This window comes from Brachybacterium sp. SYSU DS0246 (genome assembly GCF_059391765.1).
In genome coordinates this window covers 1-17830 of sequence record NZ_JBZXYT010000044.1, presented here as the reverse complement: position 1 = coordinate 17830, position 17830 = coordinate 1, and the positions used below count along the sequence as shown (strand labels likewise).

The window sequence follows — 17830 nt, the reverse complement described above, 5'->3', positions numbered from 1 at the left end:
GTCCCCCGCACGAGCCTGTGCAGGAGGTGCTGCTGGCCCTCGGAGTCCGCCCGGAGACGGTGAGCCGGCTGCCCGAGCTGGACGCCCTGTGGCAGGAGATCCGGCGCGTCGGACGGCAGTACCCGGAGCTCTCCCTCGAGGAGGAGCCGCCGCCCGCCGCCGAGCGGCCGGGCGTCGGGACCTCCGCCGAGACGCCACCGGAGGTGCGGGCGCGTTTCGAGAACGACCTCGACCGCGCCTACCGGCTCGGCATGCCCCTGGCGTGCGAGACCCTCGCCGCGCTCGATGAGCACGAGATCCGCCCCGAGCTCGCCGGATACGACCGAGCCGCCCTCCAGGCCGGCCTCACCGATCTCGAGGATCTGTACGAATCCGGATCCTGGCGCGGCGCCGACGGAGCCACACTGCGCGGCTACGTCGACTGGGTGCAGGAGCGCCATCCCTGGCGCACCGCCGTGGCCCCGCCCCGCCGCGGCGAGGTCCCGCGCATCGTGGACGTGCTGCGCCGCGTGCCGCCGGCGACGCTGCGCCCGGTGACCAAGACCCGCAACCGGTTCGTACTGGGATTCCTGGTCCGCATCGGGCTGTACATGATCCGCCGCAACCCCGGGCTCACCGACGTGACCGGCACCGCCGACAGCACCGGAACCCGCGGCTGATCCCGACCGGCCGCGCGAACCGGGCCGGCAGGCGGGCCGGGCCGGCTCAGGATTGGAGCCAGCATGTGCACAGCTGGCCCCTATATAGCGCTATCGGTGCACATGGTGGCTCCAATTCGCCCGCACCTGCGGTAGCCCCGCCCGACCGGCCGCTCCGTCCGCCCCTCTTCACCTGCCCGTCACCCGCGGTGGCTACCGTGCCTCCATGCGCATCCTCCACCTCAGCGACACCCACCTCTACGGCGACCCGGCCGCTCGCCACTACGACCGCATTGACACCACCGCCGCCCTGCACGGGCTGCTCTCGCGCTGCCAGGGTCTGACCGGCATCGACGCAGTCGTCCACACCGGAGACGCCTCCGAGGACGGCACCCCGGCCAGCTACCGACTGCTGCACGAGATCCTCGATCCCTTCGCCGCCGCCCTGGGCGCCCCACTCGTGGTGGCCATGGGCAACCACGACGTCTCCGTCGCGTACGGCGAGACCATCGCCCCGGGTGACCGGGGCGCGACCAGCCAGGATCGCGTCGTCCGCCTGGAGAACGGGGCCCGCATCGTGGTGCTGGATTCCAGCATCCCCGGCGCGGGGTACGGGCATCTGGAGGACGAGCAGCTCCAGTGGCTGCGCGGCGTCCTCGCCGAGCCCGCGCCGGGCGGCACCGTGCTCGCGATCCACCATCCGCCGCTGGTCGCCGCCACCACGCTGCTGCGGGGCCTGGACCTCGACGGCCTCGACCAGCTGGCGAGCGTGCTGGCGGGCTCCGACGTGCGGATCGTGCTCTCGGGCCACTACCACCACGAGATGACCGCTGCGATCGCGGGGATTCCCGTGCACGTGGTCCCGGGCATCACCAACGTGGTCGACCCGGTCACCGCCGGGGATCACGAGCAGTCGCTGGCGCAGTCGGGGATGAGCATCGTCGAGCTGGGGGAGGTCCCGACGGACGCGCCGCGGGTGGTCACCTCCGTGTTCCCCAACGCCGGAGACACCCTCGCCGACATGAGCGTGCCGGTCTACGACATGGGGCCGGAACAGGTCTCGGCGATCCTGGAGGCCGCCGGCCGGTGAGCCCGTCCGCGAGGCCCCGCGGGTGTCGCCCCGGAGAACCCGTCCGCGAGACCCCGCCGTGCCCGGGACGGCCCCGGTTTAGCACTCGCCTTGCACGAGTGCCAGCTCGGTCCTAGAGTTGGCGTCGTTGGCAGTCGAAGGCCGAGAGTGCCAGAGACTGTCAGTCAGGAATCTTCCCCGGTCGGCACCGCGACGACGACCGGGATCGAGGTTCCTGGAACCCCGAACTCACAGAGTCATCTCTTCATGAAGGAGTGAGCCGCCATGTCGGTCTCCATCAAGCCCCTCGAGGATCGCGTCGTCGTCAAGCCGCTCGAAGCCGAGCAGACCACCGCTTCCGGTCTGGTCATCCCGGACACCGCGAAGGAGAAGCCCCAGGAGGGCGAGGTCGTCGCCGTCGGCGCCGGTCGTTTCAACGACAAGGGCGAGCGCGTGCCCATGGACGTCAAGGAGGGCGACAAGGTCGTCTTCTCGAAGTACGGCGGCACGGAGCTGAAGTACGGCAACGAGGAGTACCTGGTCCTCGGCGCCCGTGACATCCTCGCCATCATCGACAACTGAGTGAACTGAGGCCTGGAAACTCATGGCAAAAGAGATCATCTACGACGAGGAAGCGCGTCGCGCCCTCGAGCGCGGTGTCGACAAGCTCGCCAACACCGTCAAGGTCACGCTCGGCCCCAAGGGCCGCAACGTGGTCCTGGACAAGAAGTGGGGCGCGCCCACCATCACCAATGACGGCGTGACCATCGCCCGTGAGATCGAGCTCGAGGATCCCTACGAGAACCTCGGCGCTCAGCTCACCAAGGAGGTCGCTACCAAGACCAACGACGTGGCCGGTGACGGCACCACCACCGCCACGGTCCTGGCCCAGGCGCTCGTGCACGAGGGCCTGCGCAACGTCGCCTCCGGCGCGGCTCCGGCCGCTCTGAAGCGCGGCATCGAGAAGGCCGCCGAGGCGCTCTCCGAGAAGCTCGGCGACATCGCCATCGAGGTCGAGGGCAAGGAGCAGATCGCGAACGTCGCCTCGGTCTCCAGCCAGGACCGCGAGATCGGCGAGCTGCTCGCCGAGGCGTTCGACAAGGTCGGCAAGGACGGCGTCATCACGGTCGAGGAGTCCTCGACCACCGCGATGGAGCTGGACTTCACCGAGGGCATGCAGTTCGACAAGGGCTACATCTCCCCGCACTTCGTCACCGACGCGGATCGCCAGGAGACCGTCCTCGAGGATGCCCACGTCCTGCTCGTCCAGAGCAAGATCTCGGCGGTGGCGGATCTGCTGCCGCTGCTGGAGAAGATCGTCGAGGGCGGCAAGCCGCTGTTCATCATCGCGGAGGACGTCGACGGCGAGGCACTGTCCACGCTGGTCGTCAACAAGATCCGCGGCACCTTCAAGGGTGCGGCCGTCAAGGCTCCCGCGTTCGGCGATCGCCGCAAGGCGATGCTGCAGGACATCGCGGTGCTCACCGGCGCCCAGGTGGTCACCTCCGACCTCGGCCTGGACCTCAAGACCGTCGGCACCGAGGTGCTCGGTCAGGCCGGTCGCGTGGTCGTCACCAAGGACTCCACCACCATCGTGGGCGGCGCCGGTGACGAGCAGGCCGTGGCCGATCGTGTCGGGCAGATCCGCTCCGAGATCGAGAACACCGACTCCGACTGGGATCGCGAGAAGCTCCAGGAGCGCCTCGCGAAGCTCGCCGGTGGCGTGTCCGTGATCAAGGTCGGCGCTCACACCGAGGTCGAGCTCAAGGAGAAGAAGATGCGCATCGAGGACGCGGTCTCCGCGACTCGTGCGGCCATCGAGCAGGGCATCGTGGCCGGTGGCGGCAGCGCCATCGTCCAGGCCGCTGCGGCTCTCGAGAGCGACCTCGGCCTGACCGGCGACGAGGCCGTCGGCGCGCGCGCCGTCACCCGCGCGGTGGTCGAGCCGCTGCGCTGGATCGCCGAGAACGCCGGCTTCGAGGGCTACGTCGTCGTCGAGCGGGTCAAGGAGGCTCAGGTCGGACACGGCCTGAACGCCGCGACCGGCGAGTACGTCGACCTCGTGGCCGCGGGCATCATCGACCCGGTCAAGGTCACCCGCTCGGCGCTGCGCAACGCGGCGTCCATCGCGGGCATGGTCCTGACCACCGAGACGCTCGTCATCGAGAAGCAGGACGACGAGGACGAGTGATCCAGGACTGACCTGACGGTCATCCACTCGGCCGACGGGCGGGCAGAACGGGGACACCCCGGGCTGCCCGCCCGTTCTCGTCCCCCGGGCAGCATCCTCGACCCGACGGGGCCGGATCAGCAGGCCGTACCAGCACCGATACGTGCTCCGAAGCGGCTCCGGCAGGCCTAAGATGAGCGAGCCACAGACGAGCGGACCCCGGAGGAGAAGTGATGACCCGCAGCTCCGAGGACGTCGCGCGGGCGGCGGACGACGACCGCCCGACCCGTACCTACGGGCCCCCGGCCGCCGTCGTGATCGGCACGCTGGTGGCGGGCTTCGTGTTCGTCGTGGTCCTCGAGTTCCTCGTGATCATCAGCTTCGTCGGCCAGCGGCTGTGGAACGACCCCCAGATGATGCGCGATCCGGTGTTCACCGCGCCCTTGCTGCTGTGGGTGCTGATCGCGGCGACGGCGGCCGTCGGCTGCCTGCGCGTGCTGACCGCCTGGCTGCAGATCGATGCCGAGGGGTTCCAGCTGCGCGGCCTGGGCCGCCGCACCCGGCAGGCCCGGTGGGACGAGGTGGGCCAGGTGATCGCGGTGCGCGACATCGAGCGCGGACTCGGGCCCACCGAGATGCTGGACGCCTCCGAGACCGCCTACGACGGCGTGTACGTCCTGGACCCCGAGGGTCGGCGGATCCTCGCCGTCTCCAGCCGCTTCTTCGGCCCTCGAGCCCAGGAGATGACGCTGCGCCGCGCCCAGGAGGCGGGCGTCCACGTCGACCACATCGAGGCGATCACCACCGCCGAGCTGCGCCGGCAGGTGCCGCAGGCCATGCGATTCAGCGACCGTCACCCCAACCTGATCCTGGTTCTGCTGATGCTCATCTACGTCTTCCACAACGTGCTGACCTTCGCCGTGTGGGGACTGTGAGCAGTCAGCGACCTGAACAGGCAGGACGGCCGGGGCGCGCTGCCCGGCGACGCGCCCGCGCCAGGCCGGCACCCCTGCCGCAGCGCGAGGGACTGGACGCGGTGCGGTGGCAGGTCCCGTCTGACGCGGTCACCGCTGCCGCGATCGAGGCTCTGGTGGCACGGTATCCGGCTCTCGCCGACCCGGACGCGACGCCGCTGACGGGCCGCTTCGCACGGGGTGACATCGTCGACGCCGACGCACACCCCTGGGCCGCCACGGATCCCGTCGGCCCCGGCGATGAGCTGTGGTTCCACCGTGAGCTGCGCGCAGAGGACGTGCCCGAGACCGAGCTCAGCATCCTCCATCGCGACGAGCACCTGCTGGTGCTGGACAAGCCCCACGGGATGGCGACCATGCCGCGAGGAACCCACGTCCGCGCCAGTGCCCTGGTGCGACTGCGCCGCCTGACCGGACTGACCACCCTGACGCCGCTGCACCGCCTGGACCGGCCCACGGCCGGGGTCCTTGCCTTCGGGATCCGGCCCGAGGAGCGCTCCGCCTACCAGCAGCTGTTCGCACGCGGCGAGGCGGACAAGGAGTACCTGGCGCGCGTGCGCATCTCCCGCTCGGGCGTGTCCGGCGAGCGAGCCGCTGAGCTGACCGGTCAGGCTGGTCCGGCTGGTCTGGCTGGTCCGGCCGGTGAGGATGCCGCCCGCCCGGGGCATCGAGCGATCCTCCGCGACCGGCTGGAGAAGCCGCGGGGAGAGCTGCGCGCCCGGACGGTCGACGGGGTGCCGAACGCGGAGACCGAGCTCGAGGTCGTCGCCGTCGAACCCGACGACGTCCTCCTGCTGCGACTCCGGCCACGCACCGGGCGCACCCACCAGCTGCGGGCCCAGCTCGCCGCGCGCGGCGCCCCGATCCTCGGCGACACCCTCTACAACACGAACCTCGACGGCGGGGACGCTCCGGCGCGGAGTCACCACGTCGAGGAGCCGACCCGGCAGCTGCTGCAGCTGCTCGCCCGCACGCTGGCCTTCACCGACCCGGTCACGGGCGAGGACCGGAGCTGGACGAGCCGGCAGGAGCTCGGTGGTCCCACGTGAGCTCGACTCGCCGTGCCACCGCCTACGCTGGGGCGGTGCAACCCCCCAGCCCCCGGCGCACCCGCGGCGGTGCCGTCCTCGTCGGCCCCAGCCTGCGTGCACGCTACGTGCCGGGCGCGCTGATCGGGCTGCCCCTGGTCTCCGTGCTGCTGGCACCGTTCGCCGGGGCCGCGCTGCAGCAGTGGCGTCGCGCGCAGCTCACCGATGGTCATGACTCGGCGCTGGCGGATCTCCTGGCACCTGCGTGGGTCCAGCTGCTGCTCGGCGCCGTGCTGCTGTGGGCACTGTTCGCGCTGTGGGCGCTGGTGCCGATGCTGCTGACCCACCGGGTCGTGCATCTGGACGAGCGCGCGGGCACCCTCCTCCTGCGCCGCGGCCTGCGCACCATCGATCGGGCCGACCTGAGGGACGTCGACCATGCCGTCGGCGGGGCCGAGCGCGGCAGCATCGCGGTGATCGGGATCAGGGGCGCGGGGACGCGGGGCAGCGGCACGGTGCGCACCCAGGGTGCGGCACGAGCCCAGGGCGCGGTGCGAACCCAGGGCGCGGGGCGAACCCAGGGCGCCGTCCGCGACCGCGAGACGGCCGACGGCGAGACTCCGGTGCGCCAGTGGATCGTCCCCGAGATCGGCTGGGACAGCGCCTCGTTCGACGGGCTGCGTGCGCTGCAGGCCGCCGCGGGATTGCGCCCCGCCCCGTCCCGCGCCGAGCTCGTGGCGGAGAATCGTCGCGTGCGCAGAGCGGCTGCCCACCGGGAGCTCGCCGATCGACTCGGCATGCCGTGGAAGGACGAGTACGCGCATGACGAGGCCGCGTTCCAGGAGGAGTTCGACCGCGTCCGCCGCGTGCTCGGGGGCAAAGAGCCGCCGCGCGAGGGCGACCCCCGGCCGTAGCGATCCTCGGGCCGGGCGAGGTCCGGCGCGCGAGGCTCTTCCGGGGTGATGTGACACTCATCCGCGCAGCTGCCGCGGCCGTTTCCCGCCCTGCCCAGCGCGATGTTCACGCTCTGCGCGGGGTGATGGTGGCCACCCATGGCGTTCTCGCAGGTCAGGAGGCGGCCTGTGAGGGCAGGTGTGGCGAGCAGGACTGCACGGGCCGGGCCCGCGCGGCTACGATCGGGCCATGACGAGCGCGGATCCCTTCGGTTTCATCGGCCTGACCTACGACGACGTCCTGCTGCTGCCGGGGGAGACCGATGTGATCCCCTCCGAGGCAGACACCTCCAGTCGGCTGACCCGGGAGATCACCCTGCGGGTGCCGCTGGCCAGCGCCGCGATGGACACCGTCACCGAGTCCCGGATGGCGATCGCCATGGCTCGCCACGGCGGCATCGGCATCCTGCACCGCAACCTCTCCATCGAGGACCAGGCCCACCAGGTCGATCTGGTCAAGCGCACCCAGACCGGTCGCATCACCAACCCGGTGACCATCGGCCCCGAAGCCACCCTGGAGGACTTCGACGCGGTCTGCGGCCAGTACCGCGTCTCCGGCCTGCCCGTGGTCGACGAGACCGAGCACCTGCTGGGCATCTGCACCAACCGCGACCTGCGCTTCATCCCCGTCGCCGAGTGGGCCCGCACCAAGGTCCGCGACGTCATGACTACCGAGCTGTTCACCGCGCCCGAGGACGTCACCCCCGAGCAGGCCACCGCCCTGCTGCGCAAGAACAAGCGAGAGCGACTGCCGCTGGTCGACGCCGACGGCGTGCTGCGCGGGCTGATCACCGTGAAGGACTTCGTGAAGTCCGAGCAGTTCCCCGACGCCTCCAAGGATTCCCAGGGCCGCCTCCTGGTCGGCGCGGGCGTCGGCTTCTTCGGTGACTCCCTCGAGCGCGCCGGCGCGCTGCGCGATGCGGGGGCCGACGTGCTGGTCGTCGACACCGCCAACGGCCACGCCCGTCTCGCCCTGGACATGATCCGGCGCATCACGAACGACCCCGCCTTCGCCGGCGTCCAGGTCATCGGCGGCAACGTCGCCACCCGCGCCGGCGCGCAGGCCCTCGTCGATGCCGGGGCCGACGCGGTCAAGGTCGGCGTCGGACCCGGTTCCATCTGCACCACGCGCGTGGTCGCCGGCGTCGGCGTCCCCCAGATCACCGCCATCCACGAAGCCTCCAAGGCCTGCGGGCCCGCGGGCGTGCCGCTGATCGGCGACGGCGGCCTGCAGTACTCCGGTGACATCGCCAAGGCCCTGGTCGCCGGGGCCGATACCGTCATGGTCGGCTCCCTGCTGGCCGGTACCGAGGAGTCCCCGGGAGAGGTCGTCCTCGTCGGCGGCAAGCAGTACAAGTCCTACCGCGGCATGGGCTCGCTCGGGGCCATGGCCTCCCGCGGCAAGCAGTCCTTCTCCAAGGACCGCTACTTCCAGGCCGACGTCTCCAGCGACGACAACATCGTTCCCGAGGGCATCGAGGGCCGCGTCGCCTATCGCGGCCAGCTCGGCACGGTCATCCATCAGCTCGTCGGCGGGCTGCACCAGTCGATGTTCTACGTCGGCGCGAACACCGTGGCCGAGCTCAAGGAGAACGGCCAGTTCGTGCGCATCACCTCGGCCGGTCTGAAGGAATCCCACCCGCACGACATGGCCGCGATCATGGAAGCTCCCAACTACACGTCCCACTGAGGCCGCGCGTCGCCCTGTGAGCACACGTGCCGCTGGGCCCGCACATGTCTGACTCCGCACGTCCCGCTGTTCCCGCACACGCCATCGAGCGCACGGCACGGGTCCTCCCCAACACGCCCTCGTCCACTGCCGCCCGCGCAGGGGCCGGCCGTCAGCTGCGGCCGATAGCCTGAGTGCATGCCCTCCACCTGGATCGACCTCCCCCTGCTCGGATTCGACACCGAGACCACCGGCACGAACGTGACCTCCGACCGGATCGTCACGGTGGCGCTGGTGCACTCGGTCGGCCCCGGCCGGGAGAACGAGACCATCGCGACCTGGCTCATCGACCCCGAGATGGACATCCCCGAGCCCGCGCAGCGCGTCCACGGCATCAGCACCGAGCACGCCCGCGCGCACGGCATGGCCGCCGCCGCGGCACTGGACGAAGTGGCCACGATGATCGCGGAGGCCCTCGGCAAGGACGTGCCCCTGGTCGCCTTCAACGGCAGCTTCGACCTGGCCATCCTCGAGAACGAACTGACCCGGCTCGGCCTGCCCACGCTCGCCGCCCGCCTCGGCCACGACATCGCCCCGGTGCTGGACCCCCTGGTGGTGGACCGGGGAGTGGACCGGTACCGCAAGGGCAAGCGCACGCTGACCGACCTGCTCGCCCACTACGGCATCGAGCAGGACGGGCAGCTGCACACGGCCGACGTCGACGTCTCCGCCACCCTGGACGTGCTGCGCGCCCTCGTCACAGCCCACCGGCAGCTGGCCGCATCGGCCCTGGCCGATCTCCACCGCGAACAGATCGCCTGGCACCGTTCGTGGGCGGAGAACTTCAACCAGTTCCTCCAGAAGAAGGGCCGCACGCCCGACGTCAGCCTCACCTGGCCGCTGTGAGCCGAGCGCGCCTGCGCCGGGTGACGCTGCGAGAAGAGCGCACTGACCTGCCTTGACCCGTCAGAGCCCGTCGGCGGAGTCCTTCAACATCGCCGTGGTGCGCCACCATGCCGCCCGTGCCAGCCCGGCCACCACGGCACCGAGCACCAGCAGCGGCCACCCGGGCTCGAGGCCGGAGGGCCTGCCATCCAGCGCGGACCACAGACCCAGTACGCCCATGAGGGCGACGGATGCGCCGACGCCGATGACCCACACCGCATGCATGGCGTGCGCATCGGTCAGCTGCCATGGCACCTCCGGGAGACCACGGGCGGCTCTGCCGGCGGCCGCGGAGTTCGCGGTTCCACGTCGGGAGGCGGCGAACCTCATCAGCTGCAGCAGCCGGGTCAGCGAGAACCCTCCCAGTGCCAGCGCGCTGGCCAGGACCAGTCCGCTCATCGGCCGAGCATCCCCGGCGGCCGGCTCCGTCTGGACGAGTCGAATGACCTCGAGAGTCATCAGCGCCACGCCCACGCCGGTGACCGCCCAGGGCCACAGCAGGGAAGGTCCCCGCTCGCGGCGTGCGTCCTCCGAGGTCATCGGACCACGGTATCCCGGGGAGGTGTCGGGGTGCGCCGCCTGTAGAGCGCCTCTAGGGTGAGTGCCATGGAATCCCGCGATGCATTCCACGGCGGCGACGCCGCACCCGCCGAGGGGGCCGGGCCGGGTGCAGCCGTCTCCGCCGAAGCGGCCGGAGCCTCGCGGCGGCCCTCGTCCGTGCTCACCACCAGCACGATCATCACGGGGATCGCCGCCGGACTTCTCGGCCTGCTGCACGGCGGCGACATGGTTCAGCGGCTGTTGGGCACCGGCAGGTTCACGGTCAACGACCTTGCCGGCGCCACCATCGTCCTGCGCCGGTCTTTGGCATCGCCGCCGGCGATCGCCATCGACGTGGCGCAGACTGCTGCCTGGATGGCACTGAGCGTACTGGCGATCGTGGGCGGCGCGATGGCGCTGGGACTCTCCCGCGGCCGCGCCCGGGTGGGCGGCGCCGCGGCGATCATCGCGGTGGTGGCACCGCTGGTGCTCACCATCCCCGCGGCGGTTCTCAGCCGGTACGCCTCGATGACTTTCGACAACAGTTTCTTCGCCATGGTGGCAGGGGTGCTGGTTCTGGCCTCCGGAACCGGCCTGCTGGCCGGCCTGCTCTCCTGCGTGCTGCTGCTGACTGCGCCCCGCCGTGCCCCGACCGTCCGCGCGTCCGTCGCCTCCGGGGCCGTCGCGATCGCGGGCGCGCTGGTTCTGCTGGGCGAATCCGCCGTCGCCCTGGTGCGGGTGCTGATGTCGGGGGTGAGCTGGTGGAGCTACGGATGGGCGGGGCTGTTCTTCACGGGGTGGCCCGCTACCGCCGCCGTGACCATCGTGGCGCTGCTCGGCATGGTCCTCGCCGGCGTCGGCGGCGGCATGGCACTGGGGTCGCCCTCGCGCCTCGCCCGCGCGGGTGGTGGCTTCCTGCTCGGCGCGCTGCTGATCACGGTGCTCGTCCAGGAGATCTTCGGCGGGATGTTCGTCTGGTTCCAGTCGCGGCTGTCCCTGTACGCGGACCTGGGTGCGGTCCGTGCGTTCGAGTCGGTGAACACCTTCCTCGTCCCGCCCCTGACCGGGATCGGCCTGCTCCTGGTGGTGGCCGGCCTCATCGCGGCAGCCGCCTCCACGAGAAGGCCGGACGGGACATAGCTCGTCGCCGGTAGACTCCCTGCGTGATGAGCGAGATCGAGATCGGCCGCAACAAGCGGGGACGGCGCAGCTACAGCTTCGACGACGTGGCGGTGGTCCCCTCCCGACGCACCCGGGACCCGGAGGACGTCTCCACGGCGTGGCAGGTCGACGCCTACCACTTCGACATCCCGATCTTCGCCGCCCCGATGGACTCGCTGATGTCCCCCGAGACCGCGATCCAGCTCGGCCGGCTCGGCGGGCTCGGCGTGCTCGACCTCGAGGGCCTGTGGACCCGCTACGAGGATCCCTCGGCGCAGTTCGCGCAGGTCGCCGCCGCCTCGGGCGGCGAGGTGGTGAACGTGATGCGCTCGATCTACCAGGAGCCGGTCAAGCCCGAGCTGATCCGTGACCGCATCCAGCAGCTGCGCGACGCGGGCGTCACCGCCGCCGGGGCACTGTCCCCGCAGCGCACGCAGGAGCACTGGAAGACAGTGGTCGATGCCGGGGTGGACCTGTTCTTCATCCGCGGCACCACCGTCTCGGCCGAGCACGTCTCGACCGGCCGCGAACCCCTGAATCTCAAGCGCTTCATCTACGAGCTCGACGTGCCCGTCATCGTCGGCGGCTGCGCGACCTACACCGCCGCGCTGCACCTGATGCGCACCGGCGCGGCAGGAGTCCTCGTCGGCTTCGGCGGCGGCGCCTCCCAGACCACCGAGGAGACCCTCGGCATCTCCGTCCCGCTCGCCAGTGCGGTGGCCGACGTCGCCGCCGCCCGCCGCGACTACATGGACGAATCCGGAGGCCGCTACGTGCATGTCATCGCCGACGGCGGCCTGGGCCGCTCCGGTGACCTGATCAAGGCGATCGCCTGCGGCTCCGACGGCCTCATGGTCGGTGCGGCGCTCGCTCGCGCCGAGGAGGCCCCCGGCGGCGGTCACCACTGGGGCTCGGAGGCCCACCACCCGACCCTGACCCGCGGTCACCGCGTCGAGGTCGGCACCGCCGGGTCCCTCGAGCAGATCCTGTTCGGGCCCTCCAACGGAGCCGACGGCACCACCAACCTCGTCGGCGCTCTGCGCCACGCGATGGCCACCACCGGCTACCTCGACCTCAAGGAGTTCCAGCGCGTCGAGGTCGTCACCACGGCCTGAGGCGCTCGGACCCCAGCGCGCCGGCCCGGGGCCCTAGCGCGCGCCGGCCCGAGCCCCAGCGCGGCGCGCCGCGGCCGTCCTGGCGCGGGATCCGCGAAAGCAGGGGAACTCGGCAGTCATACCCACCAGGTCACGGATCTCGCGGGCCGGTGTCCCGGCCCGGGGATCAGGAGCGTACGCGGGCGACGATGCCCCAGATCAGCAGGATGAGCGCCGCGATGCCCAGCACGATCGGCAGCAGCAGCCCGATGCCGATGCTCACGAAGACCCCGGTCAGCCCCATCTCGGAGTAGGCCGCCGAGCTCGCACCCTGGCAGTCCACGGTGACGTCCTGCCCGCCGAAGGTGTTGATCTGGTAGATCGACTGGTACTCGACGCCGTCGACCGTCGTGGTGAGGTCGGTGTCGGCCTGGGGCTCGACGATGACCTCCTCGCCGTCCGAGCCGGTGAAGTCGCAGGTGACCTGGTCGACCTCGTCGACCGGCACTGCGATCATGTAGGCGTTCATCGACGAGGTGCTGATGGTCCCGCCGTTCGGGTCCAGCGGCTCCGACTCCAGCAGCCCCATCCCGGCGATCACCGCTGCGACGAATCCGGCGATGATCGGCATCACCACCAGACCGATGAGGTTCGCGACGATCCCCAGGATCCCGAACACGATCCGCTTCATGCCGCGCTTCTTCGGCGGCGGCACGTATCCGTACGAGGACTGGTACGGGGCGCCGTAGGGGCTCTGGTAGGCCATGGTTCTCCTGGGACGGGAGGCGACGGGCGTGCCCAGCCTACGGTGGCCCGGCCGCCTCTCGGCGCCCGTCCACAAAGGGGCCGAGCTCGCCGGAACCCCGGAGGTTCAGCCCTTGCGCGAGCGGGCCAGCTCCAGGGACTGCTGGGCGATGGCGAGCTCCTCGTCGGTCGGCACCACGAGCACCCGCACCGCGGAGTCATCGGCGGAGATGACGCGCGCGTCCTTCGAGCGTTCGGCGTTGCGCCGGGTATCGAGCACGATCCCGAAGCCCTCGAGGCCGGCCAGGGCGCGCTCGCGCACCTGGGGCACGTTCTCGCCGATCCCGGCGGTGAAGGTGATCGCGTCCAGGCCGCCGAGGGCGAAGGCGTAGGAGCCGATGTACTTGCGCAGCCGGTGGACGTAGACCTGCATGGCCAGTTCCGCGTTCTGGTCGCCGTTGTCGATGGCGGCGGTGATGTCCCGGAAGTCGCTCATGCCGCTGAGGCCCTGCATGCCGGAGCGCTTGTTGAGCACCGTGTCGATCTCATCGACGCTCATGCCGGCGCTGCGGTGCAGGTGGGCGTACACGCTGGGGTCGATATCGCCCGTGCGGGTACCCATCACCAGGCCTTCCAGCGGCGTCAGCCCCATGGAGGTGTCGATCGGGCGCCCGCCGCGGACCGCCGAGGCGGAGGCGCCGTTGCCCAGGTGCAGCACGATCTGGCGCAGCTGGGAGGTGTCCGCGCCCTCGGCGGCGAGCATCGAGGCCACCTGCTGGGAGACGTACCGGTGGCTGGTGCCGTGGGCGCCGTAGCGGCGGATCCGGTACTCGGCGGCGATGGACTTGTTCAGCGCGTAGGTGCGCGAGGCCTCCGGCAGCTGGGTGAAGAACGCAGTGTCGAACACCGCCACGTGGGGGATGTCCGGCAGCAGGGTGCGCGCCGCGTCGATGCCGTCCACGGCCGCCGGATTGTGCAGCGGCGCGAGCTTGCCGAGATCGGCGATCTGGTCGCGGACCCACGAGTCGATCAGCGTCGGCTCGGAGAACCGCGCACCGCCCTGGACCACCCGGTGGCCGACGGCGACCACGTGGGCATCGGCCAGGGACAGCCCGGCGTCCTCGAACAGTCGGCTGACCAGTTTCATCGCCGCGACGTGGTCGGAGACCTCCCCGTTGTACGGGGCGTAGGCGTCGCCGACGCTCAGGCGGGCGCTGGCATCGTCCTGGCCGATCCGCTCGACCAGGCCGGAGGCGAACACCGTCTCGCTGACCGGGTCCAGCAGCTGGAACTTCAGCGAGGACGATCCGGAGTTCACGACCAGCACGGTCGAGGTGTCCGCCGCGGGCAGCGGCGTGGACGCCTCGGCCGCGTCGGAGGCTCCGGCGCCGGAGGTGGCTCCGGGCCCGGAGGCGTCGGCACCCGAGGTGGCGTCGGTCCCGGAGGTGCCGTCGGCGGGGGAGGGCTGCGAGCTCATGCGTCGTCCTTCGAGATGCTCGGGGTGGAGGCGGCCTCGGCGTCGGCCGCCTGGGCCTGGATGGCGGTGATGACGACGGTGTTGATGATGTCGTCGACCAGCGCGCCGCGGGAGAGGTCGTTGACCGGCTTGTTCAGCCCCTGCAGCACCGGGCCGATGGCGATCGCCCCGGCCGAGCGCTGGACGGCCTTGTACGTGTTGTTGCCGGTGTTGAGGTCCGGGAAGACGAACACCGTCGCCCGCCCGGCGACCGAGGAGTCCGGCAGCTTCGTCTTGGCGACGGAGGCGTCGACCGCGGCGTCGTACTGGATCGGGCCTTCGACATCCAGCTGCGGGTTCGCGCTGCGGACCAGCTTGGTGGCCTCGCGCACCTTGTCGACGTCGGCCCCGGAGCCGGAGGTCCCGGTGGAGTAGGACAGCATCGCCACGCGCGGGGCGATCCCGAACTGCTCCGCGGTGGCGGCCGACTGCGCCGCGATGTCGGCCAGCTGCTCGGCCGTCGGGTCCGGGTTCACGGCGCAGTCGCCGTAGACGAGCACCCGGTCCTCCAGCGCCATGAGGAACACGGAGGAGACGATCTGGGCGCCGGGCTTGGTCTTGATGATCTCGAACGACGGGCGGATCGTGTGGGCGGTGGAGTGCACCGCGCCGGAGACCATGCCGTCGGCCTCCCCGAGCTGGACCATCATGGTGCCGAAGTAGGAGACGTCCTGGATCTTCTCCCGGGCCTGCTCGAGGGTGACGCCCTTCTTCGCGCGCAGCCGGGCGTACTCGGCGGCGTAGCGCTGGAGATGGTCCTCGTCCTGCGGGGAGACGATCCGGGCCTCGGAGATGTCGTGACCGAGCTGGGAGGCCTTCGCCCGGATCTGGTTCTCCTCGCCCAGCAGGATCAGGTCCGCCACGCCGCGGGCGAGGATCGACTCGGCGGCGGCGATGATGCGGGGTTCGTCGCCCTCGGGCAGCACGATCGTCTTCTTCCGGCCGCGGGCGCGGGCCAGCAGCTCGAACTCGAACATCATCGGGGTGATGACCTCGCTGCGGTTGACCTCGAGCGCGGCCAGCAGCTGTGAGGTGGGCAGGTGCTCGGCGACGGCGCGGCGGGCGGCGTCGACCTTCTGACCGCTGCCGGCCGAGAGCCGGCCCCGGGTCCGCGCCACCCGGACGGCGGTGTCGAAGGTCGAGAGGTCCGTGGCGATGATCGGCAGGTCCTGCCGGACCCCGGAGATCAGCCGCTGGACCTCCTCGGGCACGTCGTAGCCGCCGGTCAGGACGATGGAGGACAGGGACGGGAAGGTGCCGGACTGCTGGGCCATCACCAGTCCCGGCAGCAGGTCGAACCGGTCTCCGGGGGCGATCACGGTGCAGTTCTCGCTGAGGCGGCTGAGCACGTTGGGCAGGCTCATCGCGGCGACCACGGTGCCGATCGCGACCCGGTCCAGCCACTCGCTGCTGCCCTGCAGGAGCGTCCCGCTCACGGCGTCCTTGACCTGCTGGACCGTCGGCGCCATGATCACCGGGCTCTCGGGGATCACGGCGACCAGGGCGCCGTCGACCTTGGCGCTCACCGCGGCCTGGACGGCGTCCAGCGACTCCGCCTCGGCGCGGTTGACGACGACGGCGATCGGGGCGGCGTGGTGGCCGGAGAACTCGCCGACGGAGACCGCGGCCAATGCGGCGATCTGGTCCGGGCTGCGGTCCAGGCCCGACACGACGACCACCACCGGGGCACCCATGTTCGCCGCGACCTCGGCGTTGAAGGCGAGCTCGGTGGGGTTGGCGAGGTCGTCGTAGTCCGAGCCGAGGACGACCAGCATGGAGTAGCGCTCGGCGAGCTCGCGGTACCGGCCCAGGATCCGCTCGTGGGCGGCGTCCGGGTCCGACAGCAGCAGCTGGTGGTCGACGCCGACAGCATCCTCGTAGGCCTGGTCGACGGCGGGATGGCTGGTCAGCAGGTCGACCGCGTAGTCGCGGCTGTGGTCGGCCTTGACGACGGGGCGGTAGACCCCGACGCGGTCGGAACGGGAGGCGAGGGTCTCGAGCAGACCGAAAGCCACCATCGACTTGCCGGTCATTCCCTCCGGGCTGGCGATATACACACTGTGCGGCACGCCCACAGCGTACGGCGGCCAGGCCGCGACCGGGGAGGCCCTCGGTCCCGCCGGCCACCGCGGGCGGCACGGGTGTGAGGACCAGCACCCGTCCCAGCGGTGCTCCCAGTCGCCGCTCCTACCATGGGCCCATGCTCCGCACCGCCCTCCGACCCCGCTACCTCGGGCTGCTCGCCCTGATGGTGGTGGCCACGCTCGTGTGCGGACTGCTCGCCTCCTGGCAGTGGGACAGGGCGCACCGCGCGATCACGGACCGGGCGGACGGCCCCGCGGAGCTGGGTCAGATCCAGGATGTGCTCGGCGTGGGCGACGCGGTCACCAACGAGATCGTCGGCGACTTCGTCACCGCCACCGGCCAGTACGCCCCTGACGAGCAGGTGCTGGTGCCCGACCGCCGGATCGACGGGACGGACGCCGTGATCGTCGTCGCCGCCCTGCACGTCCGGCTCGAGGACGGCACCGAGGCCCGTCTGCCGGTGGCCCGCGGCTGGATCGAGTCCGACGCGGTCACCGGGACGGACGGCGAGCCGGACCCTGCGCTCGCCCCGTCCGTGCCGACCGGCGAGGTCACCGTCCGCGGGCGCCTGGAGGCCAGCGAACCCGCGGCCGACGGCGTCTCCGGCGGTCTCACCGATGCGATCGCGACCCCGCTGCTGGTCAACGAGTGGGGATCCCCGATGTACTCGGGCTACCTCGCCCAGGTCTCCGAGGCCGACGCGCTGCACCCGATGCCCGCGGCCGAATCCGCCTTCAGCCGTGGCCTGGACTGGCAGAACCTCGGTTACGCCGCGCAGTGGATACTGTTCGGCGGTTTCTTCCTCTACCTCTGGTGGCGCTCGGTGCGCACCGCCTACCTCGACGAGCTCGCGGAGCGGCGCGAGGCGATGCAGGACCAGCTGGCCCGCGCCCCCGGCGAGACGGCTCCCGACGCACCCTCACTCGAACCGGCCACCGCCGCCTCTGCCTCCTCACCGACTGCCACCGCGCAGACCAGCCCGACCCCCGACAAGGACGTGTGACCCGTGCCCACCCCCCGGCCTCTCGACGAAGTCGCCATCAGGACCTCCTTCGCCCGCTTCCGCGTGGCCTCCATCGTGGAGGGCGTCGCCCTGCTCGTGCTGGTGGGCATCATGACGATGCGCTACGTCGTCTTCGGCGGGGAGACCTGGTTCTCCTCCACCTCGGCCACCTGGGACCAGATCTCCGAGGTGTGGTCCCCGATCCACGGCCTGATCTACATGGTCTACGTGATCCTCGGCT

The 17830-nt window shown here is 71.3% G+C and carries 17 protein-coding genes; 13 read left to right on the top strand and 4 right to left on the bottom strand.

Translation table 11 applies throughout. The features are described from left to right. The 9 genes from AC5020_RS16075 to AC5020_RS16035 form a co-directional block, all read left to right on the top strand. A partial coding sequence (locus tag AC5020_RS16075; protein WP_464989011.1) for a hypothetical protein occupies positions 1–659 on the top strand: 659 nt, incomplete at its 5' end. Positions 660–864: 205 nt separating this feature from the next. Beyond that, complete coding sequence (locus AC5020_RS16070) at positions 865–1728, top strand: metallophosphoesterase family protein (RefSeq protein WP_464989010.1); 864 nt, start codon at positions 865–867, stop codon at positions 1726–1728. Between the two features lie 264 nt (positions 1729–1992). Then, positions 1993–2289 (top strand): co-chaperone GroES, encoded by a 297-nt coding sequence (groES, locus tag AC5020_RS16065; protein WP_377016285.1) that lies wholly within the window; start codon positions 1993–1995, stop codon positions 2287–2289. Positions 2290–2311: 22 nt separating this feature from the next. Then, on the top strand, positions 2312–3898 hold the full coding sequence (groL, locus tag AC5020_RS16060) for a chaperonin GroEL (protein ID WP_377016287.1): 1587 nt from the start codon (positions 2312–2314) through the stop codon (positions 3896–3898). Between the two features lie 212 nt (positions 3899–4110). Then, the gene (locus tag AC5020_RS16055) at positions 4111–4812 is read left to right on the top strand and encodes a hypothetical protein (RefSeq protein WP_377793358.1); all 702 of its coding nucleotides are present in this window, start codon (positions 4111–4113) and stop codon (positions 4810–4812) included. A gap of 155 nt (positions 4813–4967) precedes the next feature. Then, positions 4968–5900 (top strand): pseudouridine synthase, encoded by a 933-nt coding sequence (locus tag AC5020_RS16050; protein WP_464989009.1) that lies wholly within the window; start codon positions 4968–4970, stop codon positions 5898–5900. Positions 5901–5935: 35 nt separating this feature from the next. Beyond that, positions 5936–6793, top strand: a complete 858-nt coding sequence (locus AC5020_RS16045; protein ID WP_464989008.1) for a hypothetical protein — start codon at positions 5936–5938, stop codon at positions 6791–6793. A 229-nt stretch (positions 6794–7022) separates the two neighbouring features. Further along, on the top strand, positions 7023–8522 hold the full coding sequence (gene guaB, locus AC5020_RS16040) for an IMP dehydrogenase (protein WP_464989007.1): 1500 nt from the start codon (positions 7023–7025) through the stop codon (positions 8520–8522). Between the two features lie 177 nt (positions 8523–8699). Next, entirely contained in the window at positions 8700–9407 is a 708-nt protein-coding gene (locus AC5020_RS16035; RefSeq protein WP_464989006.1) for an exonuclease domain-containing protein, read from the top strand. 60 nt (positions 9408–9467) lie between these two features. On the opposite strand, the gene AC5020_RS16030 is transcribed toward AC5020_RS16035, so the two are convergent. Continuing rightward, positions 9468–9986 carry a hypothetical protein gene (locus AC5020_RS16030; RefSeq protein WP_464989005.1) on the bottom strand — a complete coding sequence of 173 codons (519 nt, stop codon included), beginning with the start codon at positions 9984–9986 and terminating at the stop codon, positions 9468–9470. A gap of 66 nt (positions 9987–10052) precedes the next feature. Between AC5020_RS16030 and AC5020_RS16025 the strand changes: the two genes are divergently transcribed. Both AC5020_RS16025 and AC5020_RS16020 read left to right on the top strand, forming a co-directional pair. Further along, the gene (locus AC5020_RS16025; RefSeq protein WP_464989004.1) at positions 10053–11126 is read left to right on the top strand and encodes a hypothetical protein; all 1074 of its coding nucleotides are present in this window, start codon (positions 10053–10055) and stop codon (positions 11124–11126) included. A gap of 26 nt (positions 11127–11152) precedes the next feature. Further along, on the top strand, positions 11153–12262 hold the full coding sequence (locus AC5020_RS16020; RefSeq protein WP_464989012.1) for a GuaB3 family IMP dehydrogenase-related protein: 1110 nt from the start codon (positions 11153–11155) through the stop codon (positions 12260–12262). 166 nt (positions 12263–12428) lie between these two features. Here AC5020_RS16020 and AC5020_RS16015 read toward each other — a convergent pair whose 3' ends face one another. The 3 genes from AC5020_RS16015 to pta form a co-directional block, all read right to left on the bottom strand. Continuing rightward, positions 12429–13007 carry a hypothetical protein gene (locus AC5020_RS16015; RefSeq protein ID WP_377793352.1) on the bottom strand — a complete coding sequence of 193 codons (579 nt, stop codon included), beginning with the start codon at positions 13005–13007 and terminating at the stop codon, positions 12429–12431. Between the two features lie 105 nt (positions 13008–13112). After that, positions 13113–14462: an acetate kinase gene (locus tag AC5020_RS16010; protein ID WP_464989003.1), complete on the bottom strand. Its 1350-nt coding sequence runs from the start codon at positions 14460–14462 to the stop codon at positions 13113–13115. Then, complete coding sequence (gene pta, locus AC5020_RS16005; protein ID WP_464989002.1) at positions 14459–16570, bottom strand: phosphate acetyltransferase; 2112 nt, start codon at positions 16568–16570, stop codon at positions 14459–14461. The genes AC5020_RS16010 and pta overlap by 4 nt, the downstream gene beginning before the upstream one ends. A 131-nt stretch (positions 16571–16701) precedes the next feature. Here pta and AC5020_RS16000 point away from each other — a divergent pair, with 131 nt between their 5' ends. Next, complete coding sequence (locus tag AC5020_RS16000; RefSeq protein ID WP_377016313.1) at positions 16702–17589, top strand: SURF1 family protein; 888 nt, start codon at positions 16702–16704, stop codon at positions 17587–17589. 3 nt (positions 17590–17592) lie between these two features. Beyond that, positions 17593–17830: DUF3817 domain-containing protein (locus tag AC5020_RS15995; RefSeq protein WP_464989001.1), on the top strand; the 238-nt coding region annotated here is incomplete at its 3' end.

Coding starts and splice junctions, on each gene's coding strand:
- AC5020_RS16070 (WP_464989010.1), top strand. CDS start 865: ATGCGCATCCTCCACCTCAGCGACACCCACCTCTACGGCGACCCGGCC.
- groES (WP_377016285.1), top strand. CDS start 1,993: ATGTCGGTCTCCATCAAGCCCCTCGAGGATCGCGTCGTCGTCAAGCCG.
- groL (WP_377016287.1), top strand. CDS start 2,312: ATGGCAAAAGAGATCATCTACGACGAGGAAGCGCGTCGCGCCCTCGAG.
- AC5020_RS16055 (WP_377793358.1), top strand. CDS start 4,111: ATGACCCGCAGCTCCGAGGACGTCGCGCGGGCGGCGGACGACGACCGC.
- guaB (WP_464989007.1), top strand. CDS start 7,023: ATGACGAGCGCGGATCCCTTCGGTTTCATCGGCCTGACCTACGACGAC.
- AC5020_RS16035 (WP_464989006.1), top strand. CDS start 8,700: ATGCCCTCCACCTGGATCGACCTCCCCCTGCTCGGATTCGACACCGAG.
- AC5020_RS16030 (WP_464989005.1), bottom strand. CDS start 9,986: ATGACCTCGGAGGACGCACGCCGCGAGCGGGGACCTTCCCTGCTGTGG.
- AC5020_RS16025 (WP_464989004.1), top strand. CDS start 10,053: ATGGAATCCCGCGATGCATTCCACGGCGGCGACGCCGCACCCGCCGAG.
- AC5020_RS16020 (WP_464989012.1), top strand. CDS start 11,153: ATGAGCGAGATCGAGATCGGCCGCAACAAGCGGGGACGGCGCAGCTAC.
- AC5020_RS16015 (WP_377793352.1), bottom strand. CDS start 13,007: ATGGCCTACCAGAGCCCCTACGGCGCCCCGTACCAGTCCTCGTACGGA.
- AC5020_RS16010 (WP_464989003.1), bottom strand. CDS start 14,462: ATGAGCTCGCAGCCCTCCCCCGCCGACGGCACCTCCGGGACCGACGCC.
- AC5020_RS16000 (WP_377016313.1), top strand. CDS start 16,702: ATGCTCCGCACCGCCCTCCGACCCCGCTACCTCGGGCTGCTCGCCCTG.